Source organism: Desulfobacter hydrogenophilus, from assembly GCF_004319545.1.
GTDB classification, from domain to species: domain Bacteria; phylum Desulfobacterota; class Desulfobacteria; order Desulfobacterales; family Desulfobacteraceae; genus Desulfobacter; species Desulfobacter hydrogenophilus.
The window spans coordinates 4198429-4221304 of the sequence record NZ_CP036313.1 but is presented as its reverse complement, the minus strand read 5'-3'; the positions used below and the strand labels follow the sequence as shown (position 1 = coordinate 4221304).

At 50.2% G+C, this 22876-nt stretch carries 22 protein-coding genes and 1 pseudogene; 6 read left to right on the top strand and 17 right to left on the bottom strand.

From position 1 onward, the window contains the following. The first annotated feature begins 26 nt into the window (after positions 1–26). Positions 27–1301: an HD-GYP domain-containing protein gene (locus tag EYB58_RS18735; RefSeq protein WP_111953119.1), complete on the top strand. Its 1275-nt coding sequence runs from the start codon at positions 27–29 to the stop codon at positions 1299–1301. 420 nt (positions 1302–1721) lie between these two features. Here the strand turns inward: EYB58_RS18735 and EYB58_RS18730 are convergent, their stop codons facing one another. Then, on the bottom strand, positions 1722–3290 hold the full coding sequence (locus EYB58_RS18730; protein ID WP_111953115.1) for a sigma-54-dependent Fis family transcriptional regulator: 1569 nt from the start codon (positions 3288–3290) through the stop codon (positions 1722–1724). Between the two features lie 235 nt (positions 3291–3525). On the opposite strand from EYB58_RS18730, the gene EYB58_RS18725 reads away from it, so the two are divergent. The 4 genes from EYB58_RS18725 (at position 3526) to EYB58_RS18710 (ending at position 9906) form a co-directional block, all read left to right on the top strand. Next, a complete protein-coding gene (locus tag EYB58_RS18725; RefSeq protein WP_111953113.1) occupies positions 3526–3885 on the top strand; it encodes a hypothetical protein in 360 nt (119 codons plus the stop codon). Between the two features lie 69 nt (positions 3886–3954). Then, complete coding sequence (locus tag EYB58_RS18720; RefSeq protein ID WP_111953111.1) at positions 3955–5298, top strand: efflux RND transporter periplasmic adaptor subunit; 1344 nt, start codon at positions 3955–3957, stop codon at positions 5296–5298. Further along, complete coding sequence (locus tag EYB58_RS18715; RefSeq protein WP_111953110.1) at positions 5298–8480, top strand: efflux RND transporter permease subunit; 3183 nt, start codon at positions 5298–5300, stop codon at positions 8478–8480. The genes EYB58_RS18720 and EYB58_RS18715 overlap by 1 nt, the downstream gene beginning before the upstream one ends. Position 8481: 1 nt before the next feature. Then, positions 8482–9906 carry an efflux transporter outer membrane subunit gene (locus EYB58_RS18710; protein ID WP_111953109.1) on the top strand — a complete coding sequence of 475 codons (1425 nt, stop codon included), beginning with the start codon at positions 8482–8484 and terminating at the stop codon, positions 9904–9906. A gap of 240 nt (positions 9907–10146) precedes the next feature. Here the strand turns inward: EYB58_RS18710 and EYB58_RS18705 are convergent, their stop codons facing one another. From EYB58_RS18705 to EYB58_RS18640, 14 genes and pseudogenes are all read right to left on the bottom strand, one after another. After that, positions 10147–10392, bottom strand: a complete 246-nt coding sequence (locus tag EYB58_RS18705) for a molybdopterin-dependent oxidoreductase (protein ID WP_207309089.1) — start codon at positions 10390–10392, stop codon at positions 10147–10149. A 119-nt stretch (positions 10393–10511) separates the two neighbouring features. Next, a pseudogene (locus EYB58_RS24225) lies at positions 10512–10649 on the bottom strand (IS256 family transposase); the annotation flags it as partial. A gap of 550 nt (positions 10650–11199) precedes the next feature. Beyond that, positions 11200–12354, bottom strand: coding sequence for an MFS transporter (locus tag EYB58_RS18695; RefSeq protein WP_111953108.1), 1155 nt, complete (start codon positions 12352–12354; stop codon positions 11200–11202). Positions 12355–12435: 81 nt separating this feature from the next. Beyond that, positions 12436–13386, bottom strand: a complete 951-nt coding sequence (locus tag EYB58_RS18690; RefSeq protein WP_111953106.1) for a Gfo/Idh/MocA family oxidoreductase — start codon at positions 13384–13386, stop codon at positions 12436–12438. A 297-nt stretch (positions 13387–13683) separates the two neighbouring features. Next, positions 13684–14082 carry a cyclophilin-like fold protein gene (locus EYB58_RS18685; RefSeq protein WP_207309088.1) on the bottom strand — a complete coding sequence of 133 codons (399 nt, stop codon included), beginning with the start codon at positions 14080–14082 and terminating at the stop codon, positions 13684–13686. Beyond that, positions 14067–14480 (bottom strand): cyclophilin-like fold protein, encoded by a 414-nt coding sequence (locus EYB58_RS18680; RefSeq protein WP_131072118.1) that lies wholly within the window; start codon positions 14478–14480, stop codon positions 14067–14069. Before EYB58_RS18680 ends, EYB58_RS18685 begins: the two co-directional genes overlap by 16 nt. After that, positions 14477–15631: an MBL fold metallo-hydrolase gene (locus EYB58_RS18675; protein ID WP_207309087.1), complete on the bottom strand. Its 1155-nt coding sequence runs from the start codon at positions 15629–15631 to the stop codon at positions 14477–14479. The genes EYB58_RS18680 and EYB58_RS18675 overlap by 4 nt, the downstream gene beginning before the upstream one ends. 109 nt (positions 15632–15740) lie before the next feature. Beyond that, positions 15741–16190, bottom strand: a complete 450-nt coding sequence (locus EYB58_RS18670) for a cupin domain-containing protein (RefSeq protein ID WP_111953100.1) — start codon at positions 16188–16190, stop codon at positions 15741–15743. A gap of 9 nt (positions 16191–16199) precedes the next feature. Further along, complete coding sequence (locus EYB58_RS18665; RefSeq protein WP_207309086.1) at positions 16200–16346, bottom strand: hypothetical protein; 147 nt, start codon at positions 16344–16346, stop codon at positions 16200–16202. A 10-nt stretch (positions 16347–16356) separates the two neighbouring features. Then, positions 16357–16716, bottom strand: a complete 360-nt coding sequence (locus EYB58_RS18660) for a cyclophilin-like fold protein (RefSeq protein ID WP_111953098.1) — start codon at positions 16714–16716, stop codon at positions 16357–16359. 12 nt (positions 16717–16728) lie between these two features. Next, complete coding sequence (locus EYB58_RS18655) at positions 16729–17682, bottom strand: alpha/beta hydrolase (RefSeq protein WP_111953096.1); 954 nt, start codon at positions 17680–17682, stop codon at positions 16729–16731. A gap of 52 nt (positions 17683–17734) precedes the next feature. Beyond that, entirely contained in the window at positions 17735–18778 is a 1044-nt protein-coding gene (locus EYB58_RS18650; protein WP_242637432.1) for an alpha/beta hydrolase, read from the bottom strand. 105 nt (positions 18779–18883) lie between these two features. Continuing rightward, complete coding sequence (locus EYB58_RS18645; RefSeq protein WP_111953094.1) at positions 18884–19315, bottom strand: cupin domain-containing protein; 432 nt, start codon at positions 19313–19315, stop codon at positions 18884–18886. Positions 19316–19367: 52 nt separating this feature from the next. Then, positions 19368–20012: a carboxymuconolactone decarboxylase family protein gene (locus EYB58_RS18640; protein WP_111953203.1), complete on the bottom strand. Its 645-nt coding sequence runs from the start codon at positions 20010–20012 to the stop codon at positions 19368–19370. A 441-nt stretch (positions 20013–20453) separates the two neighbouring features. Here EYB58_RS18640 and EYB58_RS18635 point away from each other — a divergent pair, with 441 nt between their 5' ends. Then, complete coding sequence (locus EYB58_RS18635) at positions 20454–21389, top strand: AraC family transcriptional regulator (protein ID WP_111953092.1); 936 nt, start codon at positions 20454–20456, stop codon at positions 21387–21389. A 6-nt stretch (positions 21390–21395) separates the two neighbouring features. On the opposite strand, the gene EYB58_RS18630 is transcribed toward EYB58_RS18635, so the two are convergent. Both EYB58_RS18630 and EYB58_RS18625 read right to left on the bottom strand, forming a co-directional pair. Further along, positions 21396–22241 (bottom strand): DUF169 domain-containing protein, encoded by an 846-nt coding sequence (locus EYB58_RS18630; RefSeq protein WP_111953090.1) that lies wholly within the window; start codon positions 22239–22241, stop codon positions 21396–21398. Positions 22242–22299: 58 nt separating this feature from the next. Continuing rightward, positions 22300–22638, bottom strand: coding sequence for a MarR family winged helix-turn-helix transcriptional regulator (locus tag EYB58_RS18625; protein WP_207309085.1), 339 nt, complete (start codon positions 22636–22638; stop codon positions 22300–22302). Positions 22639–22876: the final 238 nt, after the last annotated feature.

Genomic DNA, 22876 nt, shown 5'->3' with positions numbered 1-22876 from the left:
CTGCTGATAAAACTATTGATTATTCTATGAAAAACGGCATTGGCAGTAAAAAATTACTCTCTATCTTCTTTCGTCGCATAGCGGGTTGCACGATCTTACTACTTCTATTTTGGGGTGGGGTGGTCTATCTCTACCAAACCCGCCAGATCAAACAGGAGTTGTTTCTGCAAGCGAAAAAAGTAGGCTCTATCTTTATTGAAGGGCGGGTCCGGCCTTTAAGTAAAAAGGATTCCAGGCTTTTTGAGCATATAATTAATCTATTGCACCAAAAGCTTACCCACTTTCGTGTTGTGATGCTGGACGTTTACGATACAGGCAAGCAAGACATCTTTCACTATGTCAGCGAGCCGGACTTTCCGGCTGTAAGCAAGGGGAAAAAAATTTTGGGGAAGGTGTTTTCCCTGGTCGATGATGAGGAATATATTTTCATTAAGTTTCAGAATGATCTTTATCTCCGGATTTTCAGCCCGCTTTACCATGACCAAACACTGCTCGGGTTTATGGACATCATGGTGGCGGTTGATCCGAACATATTGGATCGATTAAAGAAAACACGGACCATGGCATTGATAATGACCATCAGTACTATATTGACCATGACTCTGGTCCTCTATCCGCTGACCTATAATTTCTACCGAAAGCTTCAGGGAATCAGTCGTGAATTGCGTGAGAGCCACCTTCACACCATTCTTGCCCTTGGCAACGCTATTGCCAAACGGGACAGCGATACCGATGAACATAACTACCGGGTCACCTACTATAGTCTCTGCTTGGCTGAGCATGTAAACATGTCCCCGGCATCCATCCGAACCCTTGTTAAAGGCGCTTTTCTTCATGATGTGGGCAAAATCGGGATTAGTGATAATATCCTACTCAAGCACGGCAAACTCACGGAAGAAGAGTTCAAAGTGATGCAGACCCATGTGGAACTGGGAGGGCAGATCGTCAAAGATATTCGCTGGCTGGCAGACGCCAGGGAGGTCATCCTGTTTCACCATGAAAGATATGACGGCAGTGGATACCCTTTTGGTACGGCCGGAGAACAGATACCACTGACAGCCCGAATTTTTGCAGTGGTGGATGTGTTTGATGCCCTCACCTCCCAGCGCCCCTATAAGCAAGCGTTTTCTTATGGGGATGCCATTAAAATTCTGACCAAAGAGGCACAGGGATTTGATCCCAAAATATTGAATGCTTTTATAGAAATCTCTAAAGTGCTTTACGACGAGACGGCTCCCGCTGGTAAAATGGAATTGATAAAACGCTTAGAGGTAAAACTTTTCCATTATTTTGAGAACTAATGCTTTTTTATATGCCAGAGTATTGCCTCGCCATGGAGCTGGCTCTGGTCGGATTGGATTGGATTGGATTGCATTGGATTGGATTTATTTTACATCCGCAGGAAAAAGAAGGAAGCCTGTTTCAGACGCCCTATATATGACCAAGGCCGGGAATAGCCCGATGACCAGGACGATAGGATTCAAAGAGGAAGCGAGGCCATGGAAAAAGACTGTCCGTCGGTGGGAAGAATCCCGTGGTCATGTGGGTGCTGGACTGCGCCCGGCCTTGGTCGAAACAAGCGTCGTAATAATATCTTGTGCATACAGTCTATTGCAAATGCAGCAAAAGGCATGCCTGAGAAACTAAAATTAAAGCACTATAGCGATTTTATTAATCTTCGAATCATGATTGATAAAATCAAGTCGGGACCAGTTGATTTTTTACCGGCCCTTTCTTGCCTTTCCATAGATTACGCCTAACTTACGCATCCGATTGCGCAGCGTGCTGGGGGGTAATCCCAACAGAGAGGCTGCGCCGTGATCCCCCTGGATTTTTCCGTTGGTCAGATCGAGAACGGACTCGATATGATTTTTCATGGCTGCATCCATCTTCAGAACCGGGGGGGAGGCCAATGAGACAGCTGGTGCGGCAACGTTTTGACCGGAAGAGCGGTTTGGTCCATCAAAGCGCAGATATTTTTCCTCCGGATTGGCCGAACTTCGGATCAATGCCCGTTCCACAATATTTTCCAATTCCCTGACATTGCCGGGCCAATGGTATTTTTGAAGCTTTTCCATACACCCCGGTTCCAGCTTATTCGTTACGAGAAGATTCATCTCTTTTGATTTCCGGAGTACAAAAAAATTGATCAAGGCTGGAATATCCATCTTCCTATGCCGTAGGGGCGGGATGGTAATAGGAAATACATTCAGCCGGAACCAAAGATCTTCCCTGAATGTTCCTTTACGGACCATTGCAGGCAAATCCCGGTGGGTGGCGGTAATGATGCGGATATCCACGGGAACCGGACGGGCTCCCCCAATCCGCTCAATTTCCCGCATCTGGAGGACCCGCAAAAGCCTGACCTGGACTTTAAGGGGAAGCTCACCGATTTCATCCAGGAAGATTGTTCCGCCGTGGGCCCTTTCAAAGCATCCGCGCCTTTGCTTGACCGCACCGGTAAACGCCCCTTTTTCATGGCCGAATAATTCGCTGTCCACAAGGGATTCGGGAATTGCCCCGCAGTTGACCTTAATGAACGGACCATTCGATCTTGCAGACGTGTGGTGAATGGTGTTGGCAATCACTTCCTTTCCAACACCTGTTTCCCCAAGCAACAATACTTGACTGGAAAGGGGGGCAACCTGTCTGACCATCTCCATGACATCCCGAAGGCCAAACTCTTTCCCGATCATCTCGTCTCCGACTGCTTTTGACATCTGCCTTGTTAAATACCGGTTGTCATCGGCCAATATCTCTTTCAGGCGAATCACTTCCTGGTGTTTCTGTGCATTTGCCATGGCAATCGCAAACGGTCCCCTTAACAGGCTGAACAATTCGAGATCATGCCTTGAGTACCTATTATATCCCTTTGCGACCAAGGCTACTAAGCCCATTTTTTCTTCCCCCACTTTCAGCAGAGAGAATATATAAGATATTTCCTTCTTTCCCAAAGCCTCCCAGCCAATTTTACCCACCGGATCTTCCCTGGGATTATTAATAATAAAATTGGAATGCATGGGGTCTTTTTTTTCAAGATTTTTAAAGTGAGTGATGGCTTCCGATGTCAACGGCATGGTTTTCATGTTCAGGTCCAATTCCGGATCTGCAACGATTGAGAGGGCATCTGAAATTTTGGCCTCCAGATTATAAAGAGCCATGATTAAAGCGTTTGTCGGAATGAATTTTTCAATGAACGCATAACAGTCGGACAGCATTGCATCCAGATTGAGGTTGCCACAAATCCGCATGGTCGCCTGGTAAAAAAAATCCTGTTCTTTTGATGTCATAAATCCCTCCTTTAACAAGAGCCCCATATTCGGTGTTTTATACCACAAAACACCATATATGGCATAAAATTATACCTTATATGGTGCCATAGCCTAAAAAAGGACTGATCATCAGGGTATTACGATATTGGTATGAATTTGGCAACGCCCAAGTATAGTTATGATTTGAAGAAACTAACAGTAAAGGTTGGGTTATGAAAAGGGCACACCGGTTTTTACAGGAGACACATAAACAATGAAGGAAACAGCCGAAAGCCAGACAGAGATGATTATAGTTCGTGTTTACAGTATTAGTGATACTCATGCCGTCCATGACATTTTGAAAGAGATATCCAAACTTTCCAAGAGAAATGAAAACCGCCATCGTGCTATTTTCCTTTGCAAAAATGAACATGTGGAAAGTGACTGGGCGGTATGTTTTCAGAATTCGGCAATAGAGGATCATAGGAAATCAGTCCTGGCAACCTATGTGGCAGAAATGCTTCGCACTGTAGGTCTCGTAAATCATACGGTATGGAAACTCTACGATGCCCGGGATGACCAGGCCGTTGATGAATTAATTAAAACCGGTCCTAAAAATCAAAATAGTTATTAGATAGCAATCTATTATCTTAAAAACATTTTTAAGATAATTAACTCCATTATGTAAAAGGAAACAATACACATGCAACCTATCCATCAAAAGGACTCTATAACTGCAATGATACCGGCTTTGCTGCTGATTTTCCTGGCGGCGGGCTGCGGGCCGCAAGCCCCTCCCGGCACCGGCACGTCAGTTCCCAGAGTGTCAGTCATGACCGTGCAGCCCAGAGAGATCAGGCTTAGCACTGAACTGCCCGGCCGTACCTCGGCTTACCGCATTGCGGAAATCCGGCCCCAAGTCAGCGGTCTATTGCAAAAGCGCCTTTTTACGGAAGGTGCCGATGTCAAGGCCAGTCAGGTTCTCTACCATATTGATACTGCGCCGTTTCAGGCAGCCGTTGACAATGCCGATGCAAATCTTTCCGCCAAGCTTAAAAGCACCGACCAGGCGCGCGCGGCGCTGAAAGCAAGCATTGCCGATGTGGCCCGGCTCAGGGCCACTCTGAAACTTGCCGAAACAAATCGAGGCCGGTATGAAACTGCCCATGATAAAAAAGCCGTCTCAACGATCCAGCGGGACGAGGCTGTGACCGAGGCCCAGGCAGCCGAATCCACATTAAAGGCCGCTGAAGCGCAGGTGGAAAGCAGACGTGAAGCCGTGGCCGTGGCCCAGGCAACCATTGCCCAGGCCCGGGCCGAGTTAAAAACAGCCCGCATCAATCTGGGGTATACCAACGTCACTGCACCCATTTCCGGTCGTATCGGCAGGTCAGGTGTAACGGAGGGTGCCATCGTAACCGCCTATCAATCCGCAGCAATGACCACCATTCAACAGCTTGACCCCGTTTATGTGGATGTGCCGCAATCCACCACTGAATTACTGCGCCTGAAGCAACGGATAAAAGAGGGCCGGCTCCACCAGGACGGAACAGACCGGGAAGAGGTCAAACTCATCCTGGAAGACGACACAAATTATACCCAGGACGGCAGTCTGAAATTCAGTGACGTGACCGTAGACCCGACAACCGGCTCCGTTATTTTGAGAATGGTGTTTCCCAATCCGGACAGAATCCTGCTGCCGGGTATGTTTGTCCGTGCGGTTATCAATGAAGGTGTCAACCCGCAGGCCATCCTTATTCCCCAGCAATGTGTGTCCCGCGATCACAAAGGAAACCCGTTTGCGTTGATTGTCGATGCTGAAAGCAAGGTCGTACTGCGTATGATCACCCTTGACCGTGCCATCGGCGACAAATGGCTGGTCTCGGCAGGCCTTACCCCCGGGGACCGGGTGATTGTCGAGGGGATGCTGATGTTGCGGCCCGGAACAACGGTGAATACAGTCCCTTTTAATGAATCAAAAACCGTATCTGGGCCTGAGGCCGAATCCGGCACACCGGCCGTACCGCGTGAAGATGGGGGTGCCTGATGTTATCTCGATTTTTTCTGGATCGGCCTGTCTTTGCCTGGGTCATCGCCATCATCATTATGACCGTCGGCCTGCTTGCCATCTACAACCTGCCAATATCCCAGAACCCTTCTATCGCTCCGCCGTCCATCGCCATTGATTCATATTTCCCCGGCGCTTCGGCAGAGACCGTTGAAAATACCGTGACCCAAATCATTGAGCAGAAAATGACCGGTTTGGGCGATATGATCTATTTCTCCGGCACCAGTTCGTCATCCGGCGCATCCCGCATTGAGCTGACCTTCACCCCGGGGACCGATCCGGATCTTGCCTGGTCCAAGGTGCAGAATAAGCTGCAGCTGGCCATGGCAAGCCTGCCCGATGTGGTCCAGCGGCAGGGAGTCAAGGTCAGCAAGTCAACCCGAAACTATTTGATGATCGTAGGTCTGATCTCCGAGGACGGCAGCATGGACGGCCTGGACCTGCGAGACTACGCCCAGTCCAATCTGGAAAAAGTCCTGTCCCGGGTGCGAGGGGTGGGCGAAGTTGAAAATTTCGGCTCCCAATATGCCATTCGGGTCTGGGTCGATCCTGACAAGCTGACCAATTATCAATTGACCATAGAAGATGTTATCCTGGCACTTCAGGACTACAATGTCGAGGTTTCCGCCGGTCAATTCGGCGGGGCGCCTGCCCGGGAGGGGCAACGGATGAATATATCCATTGTCGTTCAGCATTTGCTTAAGACCCCGGAAGAGTTCGCCGCCATCCCCATCCGCACCAACACCGACGGGTCGGTGGTCCGCATCAAGGATATCGGCCACACGGAACTGGGGACCGAACGCTACGACGTTGTGGCCAGATACAACGGGAAAGCGTCCGCTGCCATGGCCATTCGCCAGGCGGCCGGGGCCAATGCCTTGGAAACCGCCAATGCCGTTAAGGAAACACTCAAGGAGATGGGCCGGTATTTTCCCCACGGCATGAAGGTGATCTATCCTTACGACACCACACCTTTCACCGTGGTGGCCATTGACGAGGTGGTCAAAACCTTGTTCGAGGCCATCTTTCTGGTCTTTATCATCATGTATCTTTTCATGGGTAATATCCGGGCCACCCTCATCCCAACCATTGCGGTGCCGGTCGTGTTACTGGGAACCTTTGCGGTTCTGGGACTTTTCGGATTTTCCATCAACATGATGACCATGTTCGCCATGGTGCTGTCCATCGGCTTGCTGGTGGACGACGCCATTGTGGTCGTGGAAAACGTGGAACGGATCATGGCCGAGGAAGGGCTTGCGCCAAGGGAGGCCACGGCCAAGTCCATGGACGAGATCACCAGTGCCCTGATCGGCATCGGTCTGGTGCTCTCGGCTGTTTTTGGCCCCATGGCTTTCTTTCAGGGCTCCACCGGCGTTCTTTATCGCCAGTTTTCCGTTACCATCATCGCATCCATGCTGCTTTCGGTGGTTGTGGCCCTGATCCTGACCCCGGTGCTTTGCGCCTCGTTTCTTAAACCGATACCCCAAGGTCATCATGCCGCAGACAATGCGGTTTTCTTCCTGCGCCCGTTTTTCAGGTGGTTCGACAATAGTTTTCTCAGGGTCAGGCGCTTTTATGTAGGCATCGTCAGCCGGTCATTTACAAAAACACTGCGCTACCTGATAATCTACATTTTGATCATAGGGGCTGTGGGGTTCCTGTTTCAACGGATGGCCAGCTCTTATCTCCCGGATGAAGACCAGGGAATTCTGATGGTTCAAGTCATACTTCCGTCGGGTTCAACCGTGGAGCAGACCCAGAAGGTCATGGATAAAATAAAGGATTATTGGCTTACACACGAAACAGAGAGCGTAGCGTCCTTTATGGCAGTGGCTGGTGTCAGCTTTTCCGGCCAAGCCCAGAACGTGGGCCTGGGATTTGTCAAACTTAAAGACTGGGAACGCCGCGAACGGCCGGACTTGAAGGTTAAGGCAATTATCGGCAGGGCCATGGGAGCCTTGTCACAGATAATTGAAGCCCGGATATTCGTGTTTTCCCCGCCCCCCGTCATAGAACTGGGCAATGCCAGCGGATTCGATTTTCACCTGCAGGATCGCGGTGGCCTGGGACACGAAAAACTGATGGAGGCACGGAACCAGCTTCTCGGCATGGCGGCACAGGATCCGAGGTTGACCAGGGTCCGGCCCAATGGAATGGAAGATGTCCCCGAGTACCGGATTGATGTGGACTGGAATAAAGCCGGCGCCATGGGGGTTCCTATAAGTTCCATCCACAACACGATCTCATCGGCCTTCGGCAGTGCCTATGTCAATGATTTTATTCAGGCCGGGCGGGTTAAACGCGTCTTTGTGCAGGCAGACGCTCCCTATCGCATGCTGCCCAAGGACCTGGAGAAACTTTATGTGCGTAACAATCAGGGTAAGATGGTCCCCTTCTCCTCCTTTGCCTCCGGTCGGTGGATGTTTGGATCGCCGAAGCTGGAACGTTACAATGCTTTTCCATCCATCAACATCTGGGGCGACCCTGCGCCGGGGGGAAGTTCCGGTAAGGCCATGTCCATCATGGAGGAACTGGCTGCAAAGTTGCCCCAGGGAATCGGCTTTGACTGGACCGGCCTGTCCTATCAGGAAAGAATAGCAACAGCCCAGGGACCAATCCTTTATGCCTTTTCCGTTTTCGTAATCTTCCTCTGCGTGGCAGCCCTGTATGAAAGCTGGACAATTCCTTTTGTCAACCTGCTGATGCTGCCTTTGGGTGTCTTCGGCGCAATACTGGCGACATCAATGCGCGGACTGCACAATGATGTTTACTTCCAGATCGGGTTTTTAACCACGCTTGGCCTTTCGACAAAAAACGCCATTCTGATCATTCAATTTATCAAGGAGCGCATGACACACGGAGAAAGCCTCATTGATGCAACGCTTGGGGCTGCCCAAACACGGTTCCGGCCGGTCATGATGACCTCTCTGGCATTCTTCTTCGGCGTTCTGCCGCTGGCCATGAGCACCGGCGCCGGCGCCGGTGCAATGAATGCCATTGGCACGGCCGTTTGCGGCGGCATGCTCTCCGCCACGTTCATTGATCTTATTTTTATTCCCATCTTTTTTGTCCTGGTATCACGATTGTTCAAGGGGAAGAAAGAGAAGGAGCTCGTTTCCGAACAGCATATGGATACTAACGCGTCCGAGGAGGTTCGCTGAGATGATAAGAAAAATACTGGTTGTTATAGGTGTCTTTGTTTTCCTGGGTGGCTGTTCCCTGGCACCCAAATACCAACAGCCCCGGACACCAATTTCCGATACCTGGCCCCAGGGCGAAGCCTACGGGGACACCCAGTCCGTATCCGGAATACCGGCAGCCCAGGAGTTGAACTGGCAAGACTTTTTTACCGACCAGAAGCTCAAAAAGATTATTGAAACGGCCTTGGACAATAACCGTGATCTGAGGATCGCCGCCTTAAATGTGGAAAAGGCGCGTGCGCAGTACGGTGTCCGGCGGGCTGAACTGTTTCCTGCGCTTGATGCCTCCGGCGCCGGGAGCAAACAAGGCCAGTCAAAGGACCTTATCGATCCGGGGGAACCCGGGACGGTGGAGCAGTATAGTGCCGATCTGGGAATTGTCTCCTGGGAGATGGATTTCTTCGGACGGATACGGAGTCTGAAAGATCAGGCTCTGGAGGAATATATGGCCACAGCGCAGGCCCGCCGCAGCGCACAGATCGCACTGATATCCGAGGTTTCCAGAACCTATCTGACATTTGCGGCGGACAGGGAGCGTCTTAATCTGACCCGGTTTACGTTTAAGAACCAGCGGGATTCTTATAATCTTATCCTGGCAAACTATCAGACAGGGCTGGCGACCAGGATTGACCTGCGCCGTGCACAGACCCAGGCAGATGCCGCGCGAAGGGATGTGCAGCGTTATATCCAACTTGCGGCACAGGACCTGAATGCATTAAACCTTCTGGCCGGTACGCAAGTGCCCGAAGCCATGTTGCCCAACGACCTCAGCAGTGTACCGCCTGTTAACGGAATCTGCGCCGGCCTGTCCTCCCAAACGCTTTTGAACCGGCCGGATATTGTTGCCGCCGAACACCGGCTCAAAGGGGCGTATGCGTTTATCGGCGCAGCACGGGCGGCCTTTTTCCCCCGTATTTCCCTGACAGCTTCTATGGGAACGGCAAGTGATGAACTCTCCGGGCTGTTCGGTTCCGGATCAGATACCTGGAATTTTGCACCCGGGATCTCCATGCCGATTTTCGATACCCGTGTATGGGCAGCCCTCCGGGTCAGTAAAGCAGACCGGAAAATCATCCTGGCCGAATATGAGAAAGCCATCCAGACAGCCTTCAGGGAGACAGCCGACGCACTTGCCGTTCGGGGGACCATAGACCGGCAGGTGGCGGCACAGGAATCCATCGTTGACGCGGCAACCGAGACCTACAGCCTCTCGAATGAACGCTACAATCTGGGGATAGACGGTTATCTCAGCGTGCTTGATGCGCATAGGTTTCTCTACGCAGAGCAGCAGAGCCTGATATCACTTCAATTGGCAAAGATGGCAAATCAGATAACTCTTTACACTGTATTAGGCGGAGGTGACGGCCTACGTCTTCAGCCTCAATAGTAACTTATGGTGGGCGCGCCAATGGAAACGCATATATATCCATTGGCGTAAAAAAAAACCCGACAACCGTTGGTCTTAGAGCCTGTCGAATCCCTTACAACTCACGCTTTCTTTTCAATACTGCACAGCAATGCAGAATGGGGCCAGCTTCCGGTTTCCGGGCTGCAGACCTCGGGATAGTCCGGGCACAGCATATTGGCACTGGATTCAAACACTTTAAAAAGGCCGGGCAGTTTTTCTTCACTTTCCGGAATGCTCTTTGAGCCGGGACAGTTTTTCGGCTACCTCATCCAGGGCCTGTTCCCAGGTCAGCCGCTGCCATTGCGCCCCGCCTTTTTCACCCTTGCGTTTCAAGGGATAGTTCAGGCGCTTGGGGTGGTGGACATGATCCGGCATCAGCCGTCCTCTTTGGCAGATAACACCCCGGGTGACCGGATGTCCGGGATCTCCCGTTACTTTAACGATTTTGCCGTCTTCAATGTGCATCAGCGCGGATGGCAAAGCCCGCAATAGCTTTTTCTGATTTCAAACATGGTAACCCCTCCTTTTTTAGCGTTGCTTGGGTAAGTTGCCTGATTACTCTTACATTTTGTGTGGACTATGCCTGTACTTAAGGGTAGCCCGGATGCATCGGGTCCAGACAGGACAGATAATGCTTCGGAAAAATCGCCGGTTGATACTCCTTTTAAATAAAGCCAGGGAATCAGCGCCTCCATTGTTTTTGTTTTCCGAAGATATGCGGGAGTATGGCCGAAGTGAATTTAATAATCCCTAAATCAGCATAAGCTTGTCTGTCTCTATGCTTTATTGGCCATAGCAACCTGGGTTCAACTCGGCAGACCATTGCAAGGATTCTTGCATCCCGCAGATCTGATTTATCCTTGCTGTCCCAGATAATCCTTAATTTTCTCGGATTACCAATATATATAGGGATGTATAGTTCGCTGCAGGAATCTGCAATAGCGTCCCGTTTGTTATTCCGTCCCGGCACTCAGTCGGGAAAGGTTGTGGGAACAGGAAAGATCGCGTCGTAAGCATAGTTGAAAATCAAAGTGAAAGTCCTGTAATCAAGCTTTTGAGGTATGCCAAATAATTATTTGCAACTCAATCTGTGGGTTGAGCTGCAAATAAATGGCTATGTAGCTAAAATCAATTGATTTCATTGGCTAAAAACTATCTGAACCATTGTTCTATCAGAAGCAGTGAAATAAGTTTAATGCAACAGCCTGCTGCCCCGCCGGCAACGAAGATAAATCGTAATAAAAATTGCAAGACTTGCTGCGACGGCACTGACTAAAAAAACGGATTCAAGCCCGAATTTTCCGGCCAGAAATCCCAGCCCGGGGCTGCCGAATCCCAGGGTGACATCGAGAAAGGCAAACACCCCATAGCAAGTCCCCTGTGCTCAACAGGGGCGCGTCTCAGCGCCTCAATGCCCAATCCGGGAAACACCAGGGCAAATCCCGCACCGGCAACAGCCGCCCCTACCATGGCCACCGGGCCATGGGCGGTCGTGCCTATCATGATAAGACCTGCTGCCTGGAAAACAAGGCAATAAAGTGAGACCGTTACTCCGCCGAATCTATCCGGGAGGTGCCCGAAAAAAATCCGGGTCACGATGAGCATGCACGCAAACACCGCAAACGCCAATGCGCCGTGATTCCAGTGATTCACCGAAAACAAAAGAGTTAAAAAGGTTGTCACGGAGCCAAAGGTGATGCCGCTGAGCGCAAACCCGACGCCTGGCCAAAACACTGCACTGAACACGGAGCCAAAGCCGGATTGTTCCAAGCTCGTCTCAGGTTTTGCACAATGAATCGGTGCAACCATGAGCAGGCCCACAAACGGTATGATTGAGGATGCCACAGCTATTCCCGAAAAAGACCAGGTTTCAAACACAAAACTTCCGGCCGGTGCTCCCACGGCCAGGGCTGCAAACATGGCCATGCCCACCCATGCGATCATCTTGGCGGATCGACGCGTGTCCACCAGTTGAATGGCCCATAATATGGAACCTGTTATGACAAGGCTTTCGGCGCCGCCCAGCAGGGTCCTCCCCACCAGCAGAAAGCCCACGGACACATTGGACGTATCCACAAAGAAAAGGGATGCGATGTAGCACAGTCCGCCGGCGATGGATATCCAAAGCCCCAACCTTACCGCGTACTTGGCCCCCTTTGAATCGGCCAAACGCCCGGCCCACAGCCGGGACACCAGGGCCGCCACAAACTGGCATCCGGCCACAATCCCAACAACAAAGGGGCCGAACCCCAGAATGTTGTGGACCTGCAGGGGCAGCACCGGCAGGGCAGCACCAACCACTGTAAAAAACAAAAACACTGCGGCCATGATGGGGAATGCCACCCCCAGGCCGTTTTGGGAAATATCCAATGGGGGGGGTGATGCAGCCGCACCGCCTCGGGCGACCGATTGTCTGCCGGGATTCATATGTTGTTGCTCTCTTGTTTAATTGCTTGCCGGCCTATGCTTTCTGGCAAGCAAATCTTGATTTTGTTTAAAGCTTGCAGATTATGCAACCGCAGCATGTTCAATCCTGTCAATCAGTTCATGCAGGATCACGGCATCCTGGAACGATGGCGCTGTGCGCGTACCATTATAGATATCGTCATACAGACGAGAATAAATCCGTGCCACATTCCTGACTGTAACCGATTCGGGCCATCCCTCATAGAGGGAGGCTGCCGGCATCAGAGGCATCAGTTCCTTTTCCACCTCCCGGGCTCCCTTCACCGTCAATTGGATCATCTGGGCATGCCCTATTTCGCCGGTGACCTGGATATCACCCTTAGTTCCGTTGATCTCCCATAAGAGATTGGTTCCCCTTGAGACGCCGCCGCGGTAGTGGCTGGAAACGGCAGCACCGCTTTCCAAGGTGCCGTGGATCATGATCTGGTCGGCTGCTGTTTTTTTCCTGGTCTCACCGGTTTCCGTAACCTTTACCGTATCGAACCGGCTGACAAAACGTGAGAACAACGGACCGAAGTCTCCAAGCACATCCTTCACGGCCGCCAGGGTATGTGCGAGGGGAATGGTCAGCATGGTCGCCCCGTTCTTTTTGTCGAACAGATAGTAAAGATCCTCAATGGTTTCATCCGCCCAGTTCCCGCCGGAGTCCACTATGGTGGTGGAAAGCACCTTTCCAACATATCCGTCAGCGATAAGCTTACCAAGATGTTCGATCTCCAGGGCTGCGGTCACAAGTTCCAAATGGTGGGGAACCTTTACCGTCACAACCACAAGATCAATTTCTGGTGAGTTTACAAGTGCATGGACATTGTCAAAGGCATGAGACAAGCATAGGGCGTCTGCGGTACGCCGGGCGCTATCTTTCGTGCTGTTGGCCACACCCACAACGGTGAATTTGTCACCAAGGGACCGGAGGACCGGGAAATGGGACATGGATGCACAGTGACTGTCCGGGTTAAGGCCGATAAATTCGATACGGATAATATTTTTCATAATCCTGCTCCGTTGCTTTAAAATTATATCAGGAACCTTCTTAAATACATTAAGTTAGGATGACTCATCATTGCTGTTCGTTTCTTCAGAAATTCACGTCCAGTGATCTGAAAACTGACACAAAAATATGCACCGTCTTAGGCAAAAACAATCATCTGATCCTACACAATCATTGCCTGATCATCCAAGATTCAAATACCCTTAAGCACCTCAACCCCGGCATAGGATTGTGAATATCATTTAAGATGATAACGGACTGATCAGACATGATATTTTATGCTTTCCACCGGAAACGGATCATTTCTCAAGTTGTATGGTGCCCGACATATCCTTAATATATTCCTGTCCGGATACGGCATGTCCCAGTTCGTACAATCCCGGGGCGGAACCGAAGTTTCCGTAAAACATCACCACGTCTCCCCAGGGCGCATAATAGGCAAGGGTTCCTGCTTTGGCATCGGCCTTGGGCGTGGCGTTGATATTCAGTTTTTGGGGCGGGTAGAAAATCTTTTCATTGTTGCTGTAGTTTTCCACTTTGATACTTAAGGGCAGCTGGGCATATAGATCTTTGGCTGCAGCATTGCCGTTCAATTCAAATACGGTTATTTTGCCGTTTCCCGTAACATTTAAGCGTATGGCTCCCTGATCCTGGGATTTATTTGTTTTGTTTTTTTCAATTGTTACCTTGCCTGACATTTTTTTATCTCCTGAATTCCGGTTACATTGATACCCAGGCGATGCATCTGGTCGCCTGCATAATAATCCTTGTAGAGCATGAACACATCCCCCCATGGGGCATAGTAGCTCAACTCTCCTTTTTTTCCTTCATGGTAAGCTTCCTGCTCAGTCACGGATAATTTTTCGGGCGGATAGAACATCCACTGAGCATCGCGAAAATTGGTCAAATCCAATTCAAGAGGCAGCTGGTCATAAAATTGTTTTGCTCCGGTGGTTTCATACAAATGGAATGTTGCCGTATGCCCCCTGGATGTGATTTTTATCTGCATATCCGACAGGGGTAGCGTTTGTGCCCTACAAGTCGTGGATGCCGCCATGCTAATACCTAAAAACAAAACAGCTAAAATTCGATTCATAGGTCTCCTTCAGATTGTTCGGCCTCCGGGCATTTGCCGGTTGCCTCCCACCAGCATGAAAATTGTTGAGATGGCTCTGCATCCAAGATCACCGGCCCTCCGATTTTCGGAGTCAAAAGCCGGAATGGATAGTCATCACTGTCTTCTGCCAACAGCTTAAATGGCTCATCCCATGAATGGTTGGCAATGGTGAAGCGGCCGACATGGGCGGGGATGAACGCTTTGGCCCCAAGGTCCCGGGCAGCCTGTACCGCCTCTTTGGGCGTCATGTGGATATAGGCCCAGCGGGGATCATACTGTCCGCAATCCAGCATCACCAGGTCAAACCCGTCAAATGCTTTTCCGATCTGTGAAAAATGTGATCCGTATCCGCTGTCTCCACTGAAGAAAATTCGATGTTCATGGGTTTCAACTGCGAATCCCGCCCAGAGTGTTTTGTTCTCCTTGAACAGTCTGCCCGAATAATGCCGGGCCGGCAGCACATGAACAACAACGTCTCCTCCCAGGGTGATCTTGTCATGCCAGTCCCCTTCCCGGATGTTTTCTTTGGGATACCCCCAGTGTTGGAAATAGGCCCCGATGCCCAGCGGGCAGATCACCTGTTTGACTTTTGACCGAAGGGCCATAATTGTCGGATAGTCCAGATGATCCCAGTGATCATGGGAAATCAGCAAACAGTCGATCCGGGGCATATCGTCGGCAGTGTATATGTTGGTGCCGTCAAATGCCTTATTCAAAAAGGAGAAGGGCGCCGCCGATTTGCTGAAGATGGGGTCGATTAAAATTTGTTTGCCGGCCGCCTGGATATACCAGGAGGAGTGCCCCATCCATACCACCGTATCTTTTTGGGGAGATCGTGCCGACAACGCTTTCAAGTCCGTTTTTACCGTTGGTACGGACCTATCGGGCGTCAGCCGTTCCGCCCTGTCAAATATCCCGCTCCATATCACGGACATCATGCCGTCATCTGTTGAGAACTTTGGTGTTGGAACCAGATTCCGGAATTTTCCATCCCTGTAATGGGGCGATTGTTGAATCCGGCCAAGGCGGTCTCCTGTGGGAAGTTTGCCGAACCTCTCCTGGTTGACAACCGCACAGGCCGCCAGTCCCAGGCAGACCGTCATTGCCGAAATATATATCAATGAAATCAATGGTCGTGTTCCCATGTTCTAATTCAGCACCGAAATATTTTTCCCTTTCGAATCCAATATCGGGCCAGAGACCAATGCTGTCAAAATAGCGGTTTTCATAATCCACTCCTTATTTTCCCAAATATTGTTCGTTGGTGACTTTTTCTTTATAGATGACATTTTTGCACTCAAATACACCGGAGATGACCAGGAGTGCCATGGGGGCATCCGGAGAGGCGCCATGCCAGTGTTCGGTGTCAGGCGGGCACCAGATTACGTCGCCCGCCTTGATTTCTAAAATTTTACCATCCCGGGTTCCGGTGCGTCCGAGACCTGAAGTCACAACCATGTATTGTCCTGCAGGGTGAATGTGCCAGGCCGTTCTTACGCCGGGCTGGAATGTGCACTGAGCTCCTGAATACCGGGCCGTCCCATTGGGGGGGAACAGTAAAGCTAACTGAACTTCTCCGGTAAATAATTCCTGTGGTCCTTTAAAGGCTTTCCGGGTATCCCCCCAAAGACCGTCTGTTGCATCACGCCGTTTGCCGGTGTTTTTCCGGAATCGCAGCAAAAAATACATTTTGTCGGGTTATGCATTTTTACCCATGGCATATGCCTGCTCAATGGCCCGAGTGCCCTTGACAAGGCCCGGGTCCCAGATGCCTGTGACTGAGATGACACCTTTTTTTGTATTCTCGGTTAATGGAACAATGGAGGGGGGCGTCTCCCCCTTCATTGCTGTTGTTTTATTTTAATTCAATTTTGAGCGATATCCCGGCAGGGAGCGTCTCCATGACTGACGGGTCTGTGCTGATCTTGCCTAACGTCACAAGGTTTCCAAACTCGGAGGATATCTCCTCGTCCTTGTAAAGGACGGCAAAATAGCCGCCGTCAACCGCAAAAGCGATCTCTCCGTTTTTCCAGCCGTTCTTCAAATCTTCCTTATTGTATGGAAGAGGCGTATCCATCACCCCGCAATAGTCATGCTCATATCTGTGAAGCTCAACCGTGCAGGGCAACCGGGCAATCAGTTCCCTGGAGGCCTTGCTGTCGTTTAATCCCGCCGGGATGGTTGTGCCGGCGGCTGTTAAAATAATCGGTGTCATGACCGTTCCCCTCTATCCCAGCGTTTTGGTAAAAAAGTCTGTCAGTTTATCAAAGGGAATCATATCGGTGCGGTCGTACAGATCAATGTGTCTTGCACCGGGAACGATATACAGTTCCTTGGGTTCTGCTGCCTGCTCGTAGGTATCCTCGGAAAAATACCTGGAATGGGCATTTTCTCCGATAATGAACAAAACGGGCCGAGGTGAAATTGTCTCAATGTAGTTGAGCAAGGGAAAGTTCATAAAGGCCATGCCGCTGGTTAAGGTAAAGGCGGCCGGTGCATTGGGGTGATGCCCCCGTTTCATGGCATAGAATTCAAAAAACTCACTTGTAATGGGGTCCAGCTCTTGGGGAATTGTCTGCTGGGGCGTGCTTGGGAATCCTGCCGGAATTTCAGGCAGCCCGTTTTCAAAATCTTTCCAACGCTGTTCGCCAAGTACAACCAGCGCCTGGCGGCGTTCATCATCGGTCATGCCGTCCATCCAGCCGTTGCGGGTGACCCGGCTCATGTCATACATGCTTGCCGTTGCAACAGCTTTAATGCGTTGATCCACCTGGGCGGCCTTGAGTGAAAAACCGCCGCTACCGCAGATACCGATGGCCCCGATTCTGTCCCGGTCCACATAGGGCCGGGTGCCAAGGAAATCCACGCCCGCGCTGAAATCTTCAGTGAAAATTTCAGGAGACGAGGTGCGCCGGGGTTCACCGCCGCTGGTGCCGTTATAGGATTCATCAAATGCAATGGCTACAAATCCCCTTTCCGCCATGGTTTGGGCATAGAGTCCTGCACCCTGCTCCTTGACGCCGCCGTAGGGGGTTCCCACAACCAGTGCCGGATATTTTTTTGAAAGATCAATATTGCAGGGCAGATAGAGGTCGGCAGATACGCTGATACCAAACCTGTTCCGGTATGAAACTCTTTCTACAATTACCTTGTCGCTTTTTGGAAAAATTTTATCCCACATAACAATCTCCTGATTTTAAATCGTTTATATTCATATTTGTACATCGCCGGCATTACAGATTTTTATTAAAAAAGGTGGTGAGTTTATCAAAGGGGATCATGTCGGTTCTGTCGTACAGATCAATATGTCTTGCACCGGGAACAATCACCAGTTCTTTGGGGTCGGCAGCCAACTTATATGCATCCTCGGCGAAATACCTTGAGTGGGCCTTCTCACCTATGATGAACAGAATCGGTCTTGGGGAGATGGTGTCAATGTAATTCAGCAGAGAAAAATTCATAAACGCCAGGTTGCTGGTCTGGGTGAAGGGGCCATGGGACCTGGGATGGTGCCCACGGGGCATGGCGTAGTATTCCCAGAATTCACTTGAAATGGGGTCCAGCCCTTCGGGGATGGAATCCGCCGCTTTTTCGGGGAATCCCTGGGGCAGCAGAGGGGTGCTGTTCTCAAAATCCTTCCAGCGCTGTTCAGCAAGCTGGTCAAGGGTTTTGTTGCGCTGCTCATCGGACATGGTATCTTTCCAGCCCTTGCGGATGACCCGGCTCATATCGTACATACTGGCTGTGGCAACCGCCTTGATGCGGTGGTCCACCTGTGCCGCGGTCAATGCAAATGCGCCGCTGCCGCAGATGCCGATCACACCGATCCGTTTTCTGTCTACAAAGGGTCTTGTCCCCAGAAAATCTACGCCGGCACTGAAGTCTTCAACAAAAATGTCGGGGGAAGAGAGGTGTCTGGGTTCGCCGCTACTTTCCCCGTTATATGATTCGTCAAAGGCCATGGCGACAAAACCCCTCTCGGCCATGGTCTGGGCGTAGATCCCGGCGCCCTGTTCTTTCACCCCGCCGTAGGGGGTGCCCACGAGAATGGCGGCATATTTTCTGGATTGATTCATGTTTTCAGGCCGGTACAGGTCTGCGGATATGGTTAAACCGTATCTGTTGGGATAGGACACTTTTTCGTGAATAACTTTGTCGCTTTTGGCAAAGGTCTTGTCCCAGCCGGCGTCTGCTGCAGCCGAAATACCGGCAGCGGATAAAAGAGAGACAATAACTGCCATAAGCGTATGAAAATAACGGGGCATTTGCTGTTTCATTTTAACACCTCTCAATCGTTTTGGTTTTATGTTAAAATTAAAACCACGGAACTTACCGAAGGCTCTGAAGATGAAATTCTGTGAATTCCATGGTTAAAATGCTTGTTACAGTTTGTCGTATTCTTCGTCTGAAACCGGTTCCAGCCATTCATTGGAGGCGCCTTCCGCCGGGACTTCCACGGCCACGTGGGCGAACCAGCTGTCCTTGGCAGCACCATGCCAGTGCTTGGTTTCAGGCGGGATATTGACCACATCTCCAGCGCGCAGTTCTCTGGCCGGTTTTCCCGCCTCCTGGTACCAGCCGCGCCCGGCAGTTACCAGAAGGACCTGGCCCCCCTTGTGGTGAATATGCCAAAAGTTGCGGCAGCCCGGCTCAAAGGTGACGTTGCCGATGACAACACGTTCCAGGGAAAGCATGTTAAGATAACTGGTTCCTGTGAAATAGCGGGCATAGGCCTCGTTTTTGTCTCCTATAGGGAAAATGCTTTCTCCGGTAAAAGGGGTTTGTGTTTTATTGTTTTCGTTTGATGCTTTCATATTGCCTCCTGATAAAAATATAGTGTTATTTAGAAAATTTGTTTTTATGCGTTTACTTTCCGTTGGTATTCAAAACCTGTTCAAGGCTCTCTTTTGCGTTTGTAGCCACCTCAGAGCCGCAAACCAGGTCTAAAACGCTTACAAAGTCATAAAGCTGCTCCGGGGTAATGTTGTTGTTCAGGCTTATGGCGAAATGTGCCTGAAGCTGGCTGTTGACGCCCTTGATGTTTGCCAGTGCGGCAATGGTTGCAAGTTCCCGTTCGCTCCAGTTGAGCACGTCCCTTTGAAAAATATCCCCGAAAAGATGGGCTTTCAGGTACTGGTCAATGGCCGGTGCAAAGTCGAACAGAGTGCCTGTGACAGGTTGGCCGACCAACCGGGTTTGATTTTCCGTGCCGAATTCAAGGCTGCTTTTGTCGGTCGGCAGGGGGGCTGCTTCTTTGCCTGTTTCGTCTTTGATGCCTTTGCCCTTGCGCGCTTCCATGACAGCCATAAACGTGCCGAGACCGTTCAAGCTTCTGGGAAAGCCTGCGTAGGCATACATCTGAACGAGGATTTCCTTGATTTCGTTCACGGTCAGTCCGGCATCAAGTCCCGCGTTCAGGCTTGCTTTTAATTTGTCGAGATTCCCGCCGGCGGTAAAAGCGGCAATGGGTATGATCGTACATTGTTTTGTGCTGAGTTTTGTTGTTGTCATGTTTATCTCCAATTTTATAAAATTACTCTCAGGTATCGAAGGTTGCCTCTCCCGGGCTTTGAACTGATTCCAGGTTACGCAGGTCTTTGTGTCCAAGGAGATGACCCGATCCGCACCCTGGTTCAAAGATACACCAGCAAGGGGGCGAGCTAATAGCCTGATCGTTTCTAATAATTGCCTGTTTGTCCAAAACCATAATCTCGTTGTTGAATCCAAGGAAGAAAATTCGTAAAAACGCTTTATTGTATTTCAGTGTCTATGCTTGATAACTGGCCGGCTGATCATAGGAATTACAACGAGAGGCCGTACAATTGAGACGAACGTTTCGAAAGGCCAATTGGGTGCGCATTGCCCGATAATACAGGGCCTGTGACAAAGTATTTGTGGGCAAAATACGACTATGTTAGGATTTAAAGAAATCAAGAACAAGGAAGGTGGCCTATGGATGACCATAAAATAAATTCGGTGGAGATACCGGAAAAAATGGCCGACGCATCCCGAAGACTGGCAACGAGTATTGCCCGATGGACGGGGGATGAGAATCAGGCGGATGCTAAAGTTCCGGGACTCAGGTTCAGCCGGTGGACGACCCCGACGGAACCGACAAGTTATACGCTTGAATCAAGCATCTGTCTGATCGCCCAGGGAAGCAAACGGGTCTTACTGGGAGAGGATGCCTACGTGTATGATGCAACCCGCTTTTTGATCACATCCGTGGATCTGCCGGTTGTGGCCAACATCATTGAGGCGAGCACCGAAAAACCTTATCTCGGGTTGGTATTGGAAATTGATTTAAAGGAAATCTCCCAACTCACCGTGGACAGCGGTCTTCCGGTAAGCCGCTCCGGGCAGGCGCAAAAGGGCATGGCCGTGGGGCGGCTGTCATTGCCCCTGCTTGAGACGTTCCAACGCCTCATTGATCTTCTGGATGAAGAAGAAAATATAAAAATCCTTGCACCGTTGATCAAGCGGGAGATCTTTTTTCGCCTGCTCACATCGGATCAAGGGCCGCGTCTTCAGCAGATCGCCGCATCAGGAAGTCACAGCCATCAGATTTCCCGGGCCATTACCTGGCTGAAAAATAATTACACCCGCCCCCTTAGTGTAAACGAACTGGCGGCCAGTGCCGGCATGAGCAGATCGGCATTTCATAGCCATTTTAAGGTGATGACCTCAATGACCCCTCTGCAGTTTCAAAAACGGCTGCGCTTGAACGAAGCCCGGCGGCTGATGCTGACGGAAAATCTGGATGCCATGACCGCAACATTCGAGGTGGGGTATGAAAGCGCCTCACAGTTCAGCCGGGAATACAGCCGTCTGTTCGGCGCTCCACCCTTACGGGACATAAATCGGTTGCGTGACACCGCGTCCACATAGTTGACGCTAATCCATTTCTCCCCATACCTTGGCACTGCGGTCAACCTTTTTACGCACGACCTTCCAGTCGTTGCCAACGTTGAACATGGAATCGGGCAGGGCCTTGAGCATTTTTTGATACAAGGAAAGGGGAACTGTAAAAGTCAGCTCGTCCGTTTTCAGGTATTTCCTGGCCGAAGGATCAAAACCGCCGAGTACAGCTTTTTCTTTTCCCTGTTCTTTGTAGAAAAGGGGCCACGAAATAATATTGGTGCATCCTGCACCGAATGGGGATGCGACACTGTCCACATCTCCCGTGGTAAACATGGTATGGGTGAAAAGACCGCTTAACACTTCGGGCCGGGCAAAAAAGATGACAAATTCAGGCTCCTGACCATCCGAAAATAGAGACAACGGCTTGAAGATACAATATTTTGCCGGTGCCTTTCGGGGATCGACCTTGTTAAGAAACGTTCTCATGGATTCAGGCGAAGGAAGATACCGTTCGCCATGAATGGGAGTTCCTTCAAACCCTGTGGTCACATAGTGCTCAATGAATCTGAGGTTGGGTTTCATCATGGAGCAATAAAAAACGCCTCCGGGACATCCATACTCTTCCGATGAAATATAGGCGGCACCGTGTTTTTTTCTGGCCAGCCAGATATTACCGATAACACAGGAAAAAGTTTTGAATACATCCTGCATATCTACCTGTCCCTGATCTTCCATTTCGCGGGAGATAGGAACGCCAGGTTTCGGGCCAAAGGCTTTTTCCGGCTTGGTGTCATCATAATACACGCCAAAAGGTTCTTCGTCCAAACCCAAGTGATCCAGAAATGCTTTTGTTTCTTCAAGAATTGATTGAAAATTCATTTTGCCTCCTTCAGGTTGTGCATACAACTATTAAGCTATTTTTTGGGGGGACTGTCTGTTAAGCCCCTTCATTCAGGTTTGATATGATGCGTAGCAAGGCGGACTGGCAGATCAATAGATCCTCTTCTGTCATACCATGACACGCTTCTTTTAAAATGGCTCTGGCAATACTTGAGCAATGCTCCACCGTTTCCAGAACCTTGGGCGTTGGCGTAACCAATTTTTGCCTGCTGTCCTTTGGATTCTTGGTTCGTACAATCCAATCTCGCCGCTCAAGCCCTTCCAGCAGACGGCTAACACTTGATTTTTCAAGACATAATTTTTCGCCAAGCTGCCCTTGGGTGATGGCTCCACCGTTGAGCAAAATGAGAACAGCGCCCCATTGTTCAGCTGTCATGTCTATATCCGCCGCTTGGAATCGTGCTGCAAGCCTATTGCTTAACATTCTACTGGCCAACCCGCTTAAATATCCCAAGGATTTATTATGGTCATAATCAAACTCCATATTTGGTTGTATACACAACTAAATATGGGATGTCAAATCATTTCAGATGTTTTATCCACATTGATTCTTTTCATGAGTGGCTTACTTCGGGATTCGCCATAAGATGGACCACTCATAATCAACCCTCAAT

Bases quoted from the DNA above. Each gene is read 5' to 3' on its own strand.
- EYB58_RS18735 (WP_111953119.1), top strand. From the start codon at position 27: ATGAAAAACGGCATTGGCAGTAAAAAATTACTCTCTATCTTCTTTCGT.
- EYB58_RS18730 (WP_111953115.1), bottom strand. From the start codon at position 3,290: ATGACATCAAAAGAACAGGATTTTTTTTACCAGGCGACCATGCGGATT.
- EYB58_RS18725 (WP_111953113.1), top strand. From the start codon at position 3,526: ATGAAGGAAACAGCCGAAAGCCAGACAGAGATGATTATAGTTCGTGTT.
- EYB58_RS18720 (WP_111953111.1), top strand. From the start codon at position 3,955: ATGCAACCTATCCATCAAAAGGACTCTATAACTGCAATGATACCGGCT.
- EYB58_RS18715 (WP_111953110.1), top strand. From the start codon at position 5,298: ATGTTATCTCGATTTTTTCTGGATCGGCCTGTCTTTGCCTGGGTCATC.
- EYB58_RS18710 (WP_111953109.1), top strand. From the start codon at position 8,482: ATGATAAGAAAAATACTGGTTGTTATAGGTGTCTTTGTTTTCCTGGGT.
- EYB58_RS18705 (WP_207309089.1), bottom strand. From the start codon at position 10,392: ATGCACATTGAAGACGGCAAAATCGTTAAAGTAACGGGAGATCCCGGA.
- EYB58_RS18695 (WP_111953108.1), bottom strand. From the start codon at position 12,354: ATGAATCCCGGCAGACAATCGGTCGCCCGAGGCGGTGCGGCTGCATCA.
- EYB58_RS18690 (WP_111953106.1), bottom strand. From the start codon at position 13,386: ATGAAAAATATTATCCGTATCGAATTTATCGGCCTTAACCCGGACAGT.
- EYB58_RS18685 (WP_207309088.1), bottom strand. From the start codon at position 14,082: ATGTCAGGCAAGGTAACAATTGAAAAAAACAAAACAAATAAATCCCAG.
- EYB58_RS18680 (WP_131072118.1), bottom strand. From the start codon at position 14,480: ATGAATCGAATTTTAGCTGTTTTGTTTTTAGGTATTAGCATGGCGGCA.
- EYB58_RS18670 (WP_111953100.1), bottom strand. From the start codon at position 16,190: ATGTATTTTTTGCTGCGATTCCGGAAAAACACCGGCAAACGGCGTGAT.
- EYB58_RS18665 (WP_207309086.1), bottom strand. From the start codon at position 16,346: ATGAAGGGGGAGACGCCCCCCTCCATTGTTCCATTAACCGAGAATACA.
- EYB58_RS18660 (WP_111953098.1), bottom strand. From the start codon at position 16,716: ATGACACCGATTATTTTAACAGCCGCCGGCACAACCATCCCGGCGGGA.
- EYB58_RS18655 (WP_111953096.1), bottom strand. From the start codon at position 17,682: ATGTGGGATAAAATTTTTCCAAAAAGCGACAAGGTAATTGTAGAAAGA.
- EYB58_RS18650 (WP_242637432.1), bottom strand. From the start codon at position 18,778: ATGAAACAGCAAATGCCCCGTTATTTTCATACGCTTATGGCAGTTATT.
- EYB58_RS18645 (WP_111953094.1), bottom strand. From the start codon at position 19,315: ATGAAAGCATCAAACGAAAACAATAAAACACAAACCCCTTTTACCGGA.
- EYB58_RS18640 (WP_111953203.1), bottom strand. From the start codon at position 20,012: ATGACAACAACAAAACTCAGCACAAAACAATGTACGATCATACCCATT.
- EYB58_RS18635 (WP_111953092.1), top strand. From the start codon at position 20,454: ATGGATGACCATAAAATAAATTCGGTGGAGATACCGGAAAAAATGGCC.
- EYB58_RS18630 (WP_111953090.1), bottom strand. From the start codon at position 22,241: ATGAATTTTCAATCAATTCTTGAAGAAACAAAAGCATTTCTGGATCAC.
- EYB58_RS18625 (WP_207309085.1), bottom strand. From the start codon at position 22,638: ATGACAGCTGAACAATGGGGCGCTGTTCTCATTTTGCTCAACGGTGGA.